Origin of the sequence: Aeromicrobium jepli, assembly GCF_047246605.1 — a bacterium.
Lineage (GTDB): Bacteria > Actinomycetota > Actinomycetes > Propionibacteriales > Nocardioidaceae > Aeromicrobium.
The window spans coordinates 1-665 of the sequence record NZ_JBFOKO010000023.1; the positions used below are offsets into that span (position 1 = coordinate 1).

The window sequence follows — 665 nt, forward strand, 5'->3', positions numbered from 1 at the left end:
CTGCTGTGGATCTGTGCTGCGTAGCGTTGATGACATCAACCCGGGCAGTCGCCCAGCACCGGCCGAACGGCCACCGATTCCAGGAGAAACCCGCATGCGCACCAAGAAGGTCCTCGTCCCCCTGGCCACCCTGCTCGCCGCCGGCGCGATCGCGGTCGGCTCGGGCGCCACGTTCAGCTCGACGTCGGGCAACACGATCTCGGCGGCCACCTCGGGCACGCTGACGCAGGCCAACAGCAAGGACGGCCAGGCGGTGTTCAACCTTTCCAACCTCAAGCCCGGTGACACGCTCAACGGCTCGCTGAAGCTGACCAACACCGGCTCGCTGCCGGCGGCGTTCGCGCTGACCGAGGTGTCCTCGGCCAACGGGTTCGACGGGGAGAACCTCAAGCTCGTCATCAAGAACACGACCAAGAACACGACCGTCTACTCCGGCACCTTCGGTGGCCTGGCCGACGGCACGAAGAACACGCTGGGCACGTGGGCCGCCGGTGAGGCGAACGACTACACGTTCACCGTCACCTTGGACCAGGCCGCGCCGAACACCCAGCAGGGCAAGACCGCCACCGCGGTCTACGCGTGGGACGCCGTCCAGCTCGACGGCACCACCACCAACCAGTAAGACCCCACCTCCTGGGGAACGCAGGGTTGAAGTGGCAGGGCGC

At 67.1% G+C, this 665-nt stretch carries 1 protein-coding gene; it reads left to right on the top strand.

Features of this window, described 5'->3' with window-relative positions; translation table 11 throughout:
• Nucleotides 1–94 precede the first annotated feature (94 nt).
• Complete coding sequence (locus AB3M81_RS18535) at nt 95–622, top strand: TasA family protein (RefSeq protein ID WP_412905420.1); 528 nt, start codon at nt 95–97, stop codon at nt 620–622.
• The last annotated feature ends 43 nt before the right edge of the window (nt 623–665 follow it).

What these genes read in the sequence shown, in the direction of transcription:
- AB3M81_RS18535 (WP_412905420.1), top strand. Translation starts at nt 95, where the DNA reads ATGCGCACCAAGAAGGTCCTCGTCCCCCTGGCCACCCTGCTCGCCGCC.